The following is a 3,481-nucleotide window of genomic DNA, read 5'->3' on the forward strand; positions in this document are numbered from 1 at the left end:
CGACCGGGGCGACCGCGGCCCGGCCGGCCCGCAGGGCCCCCGGGGCCCCAAGGGCGACACCGGCGAGCCCGGCCACTGCAAGAAGTGCGGCGGCCATCACGGCAAGGGCGACCACGGCAAGGGCGATCACGGCCAGGGCGGCGGCAGCCCGAAGGCGCGTGTCGTCACCTCCGGCAAGGGCCTCGGCATCCGCTCCGGCCCGGGCATGAGCCACACGAAGACCGGCAAGCTCCCGGCCAGCACCGTGGTGAACCTCCAGTGCAAGGCCAAGGGGGAGACCGTGGGCGACAACGCGATCTGGTACAAGCTCGCCGACGGCCGCGGCTGGATCCCCGCCCGCTACGCCGTGAACCTCAACAAGATCCCGTACTGCTGACCGAAACCACCCTCCGGGCATGACGAAGCCCCCGCAGCCGATCGGCTGCGGGGGCTTCGCCCACATGGGATGAGTGGAGATGGCGGGAATCGAACCCGCGTCCAACGGTGCAGAAGCAGGGCTTCTCCGAGCGCAGTCCGCTGCGCTTTTCTCAGCCCCGGAGATCACACGGACAAGTCTCCGACGGGCTCAGTCACTGTTTGGTTTCCCTCCAACCCCCGTGACCGGGGCTAGAGGTTTAGATCCCTTGTTGACGCCAGGATCCGGACCGGGACCACTTCCGGGCTGACGCTCCTCACAGAGGCTTCAGCTCACTGTTATTAGGCAGCGAGGGTGAAGCGGGAGTTATCGCTCTTGGAGTTGGCGATTATTTTTTGCGACATGTGGTTAGCGAGATCATTGCCGCTTCCTCGGCTCGCTTCCCCTGCATCGACAGCCGCTGTCGAAACCGATCATCCCCATGTTCACTGTTCAGTTAGGTACTGCTCCAAGCAGCGCCGCCCCCGGAGGGGTGGTGCTCACGCCATGGTACGCGAAGTGGACCGCCGCGTGCCAGGAGATTAAACCGTGCCCCGCTGCTTGCGGCGCACCGCCGAGATCGCCCGCTGCGTCTCGCGCGTGTCCTGCTTCTCGCGCAGGGTCTGGCGCTTGTCGTACTCCTTCTTGCCCTTCGCCAGCGCGATCTCGACCTTCGCGCGGCCGTCCTTGAAGTACAGGGTCAGCGGGACGACCGTGTGGCCGGACTCCTCCGACTTGCGCCCCAGCTTGTCGATCTCCTCGCGGTGCATGAGGAGCTTGCGCTTGCGGCGGGCGCTGTGGTTGGTCCAGGTGCCCTGGCTGTACTCCGGCACGTGCACGTTGTACATCCAGACCTCGCGGCCCTCCACCGACACGAAGCCGTCCACCAGCGAGGCCCGGCCCTGCCGCAGGGACTTGACCTCGGTGCCGGTCAGGACGATGCCGCACTCGTAGGTGTCGACGATCGTGTAGTCGTGCCGGGCCTTCTTGTTCTGGGCGATCAGCTTGCGCCCTTTTTCCTTAGCCATAGTGCGGTCATTTTCGCACTACGGACCCACCCCGAGGCCACTCAATACCGTACGGGCCCGCTCCTCCGCCCCGTCGCCGGCCGGCAGGTCCGGGGTGATGCCGCCGCCGTCGAGGCTGCGGCCCGCCGGGGTGCGGTAGGTGCCCACGGTCAGCTCCGCCACCGCGCCGCCCGGCAGCTCGGTCGGCATCTGCACCGAACCCTTGCCGAAGGTGCGGGTGCCCACCGTCACCGCGCGGCCGCGGTCCTGGAGGGCGCCGGCCACCAGCTCGGCCGCGCTCATCGTGCCGCCGTCGACCAGCGCCACCAGGGGACGGGCGGTGTCCCCGCCCGGGTCCGCGTACAGGGCGCGCTCGGAGCCCCGTACGTCGTACGTCGCCACGAGCCCGCCGTCCAGGAACGCGGAGGCCGCCGTCACCGCCTCGGTGACCAGCCCGCCCGGGTTGCCGCGCAGGTCCAGTATCAGCCCGCCGCCGGGCGGGGCCTCGCGGACGGCCGCCCGGACGCGCTCCCCCGAGCCCCGGGTGAAGGAGGCCACCTTGATCACGGTGATGCCGCCCGCGAGGCGGCGTACGGTCACCGGCTCGGCACGCAGCTGCTCGCGCCGGACGGTCACGGTGCGGTCGGCGCCGTCCCTGCTGAGGCCGAGCACCACCGGAGTGCCCGCTTCCCCGCGCAGCAGGGCCACCACGTCGGCCACGGCCAGGCCGGTGACGCTCCGGCCGTCCACGCTCAGCAGCCGGTCCCCGGCGCGCAGTCCGGCCCGGTCGGCGGGGCCGTCCGGCTGGACGCGTTCGACCTCGACCCGGCCGTCGCGGCGGCGCCCGGCCCAGAGGCCGACCCCGGTCCAGCGGCCGTCGAGGTCCTCGGCGAAGGCGGCGTACTCGCCCCGGTCGTAGACGGTGCCCCAGCGGTCACCGCTGCGGCTGACCACCTCCTGGGCGGCCTTCTTGCCCGACTTGCCCTCGGCGACGGCCTCGGCGGCGGCCCGGGCGACGGCCTCCCGGTCGGCGGTGCCGGCACCGGCGGGAGGGTCCTGGCCGGTGGTGCCCGTGAGGGCGGCGGCCGCACGCGTCCCGTCCGCTTCGCGCGGCACCCAGCACCCCGCACCGGCGGCGGTGCCCACGCAGACGAGGAAGACCAGCGTCAGGACGGCCCCGCGACGCGGGTCGCGGGGCCGGAGACAGAGGGCGGGCAGACCCGGCATGCCGCCGAGTCTAGGACAAGCCCGGCTGCGGCAAGCGGTGTTGGGGGCAGGCCGCAGGAGGCGTTCGTCATACCTTCAGATACTTGCGCAGCGCGACGAACGCGGCGAGCGAGGGCATCAGCAGCCCGATGACCAGCACCAGCGGCAGCTTGGCGAGGACCGCGTCCCAGCCGATGAAATTGATCAGTTCGAGCTTCTCGCGGAGCGCGATGCCGTGGTCGATCACGAAGTACTGCCCCGTGCCGAGCATCAGGCAGGCGAGGACGGCACCGATGAGACCGGCGACGGCGGCCTCCATGATGAACGGCACCTGGATGTAGAAGCCGGAGGCACCCACCAGCCGCATGATCCCGGTCTCGCGCCGACGGCTGAACGCGGAGACGCGCACCGTGTTGACGATCAGCAGCAGCGCCACGATCAGCATGACCAGCATGATGCCGAGGGCCGCCCAGTTGAGGGTGCCGAGCAGGGCGAAGAGGTTGTCCAGCTCCTGGCTCTGGTCGGCGACCGACTGGACGCCGTCGCGCCCGGCGAAGGCGGAGGTGATGACCTCGTACTTCTCGGGGTTCTTCAGCTTGACCCGGAAGGAGTCGGGCATCTGGTCGGGCGTGACCACGGCGGCCAGGGCGGTGTGGCCGAAGCGCTCCTTGTAGTGCTTGTAGGCCTCGTCCGCGGACTCGTACATGACGGTCTGGACGAGGTCCATCTTCTTGAGCTCGGACTCGATGCCCTGCTTCTGCTCGGGGGTGACCGCCCCCTTCGAGCAGGGCCGGCCGGTGGGGGGGGGGGGGGGGGGGGGGGGGGGGGGGGGGGGGGGCGGCGCGTCCGGGGCGGGGTGCTTGTTGGGCAGGGA

At 70.9% G+C, this 3,481-nt stretch carries 3 protein-coding genes, 1 other RNA gene and 1 pseudogene; 1 reads left to right on the plus strand and 4 read right to left on the minus strand.

Translation table 11 applies throughout. The annotated features are described in order from the left end of the window. On the plus strand, positions 1–376 hold a 376-nt coding region (locus ACZ4WZ_RS28065), incomplete at its 5' end, for an SH3 domain-containing protein (protein ID WP_467894540.1). Between the two features lie 71 nt (positions 377–447). On the opposite strand, the gene ssrA is transcribed toward ACZ4WZ_RS28065, so the two are convergent. From ssrA to ftsX, 4 genes and pseudogenes are all read right to left on the minus strand, one after another. Beyond that, positions 448–836, minus strand: a transfer-messenger RNA (tmRNA) gene (gene ssrA / locus ACZ4WZ_RS28070). A 100-nt stretch (positions 837–936) separates the two neighbouring features. Then, positions 937–1,422, minus strand: a complete 486-nt coding sequence (gene smpB, locus ACZ4WZ_RS28075; RefSeq protein ID WP_467894542.1) for an SsrA-binding protein SmpB — start codon at positions 1,420–1,422, stop codon at positions 937–939. Positions 1,423–1,440: 18 nt separating this feature from the next. Continuing rightward, complete coding sequence (locus ACZ4WZ_RS28080; RefSeq protein WP_467894544.1) at positions 1,441–2,628, minus strand: S41 family peptidase; 1,188 nt, start codon at positions 2,626–2,628, stop codon at positions 1,441–1,443. Positions 2,629–2,695: 67 nt separating this feature from the next. After that, positions 2,696–3,394, minus strand: a pseudogene (gene ftsX / locus ACZ4WZ_RS28085) (permease-like cell division protein FtsX); the annotation flags it as partial. Positions 3,395–3,481: the final 87 nt, after the last annotated feature.

The organism is Streptomyces sp. NPDC029122, assembly GCF_055569445.1.

Excerpts from the sequence above, each read along its gene's own strand:
- smpB (WP_467894542.1), bottom strand. The coding sequence starts at position 1,422 with ATGGCTAAGGAAAAAGGGCGCAAGCTGATCGCCCAGAACAAGAAGGCC.
- ACZ4WZ_RS28080 (WP_467894544.1), bottom strand. The coding sequence starts at position 2,628 with ATGCCGGGTCTGCCCGCCCTCTGTCTCCGGCCCCGCGACCCGCGTCGC.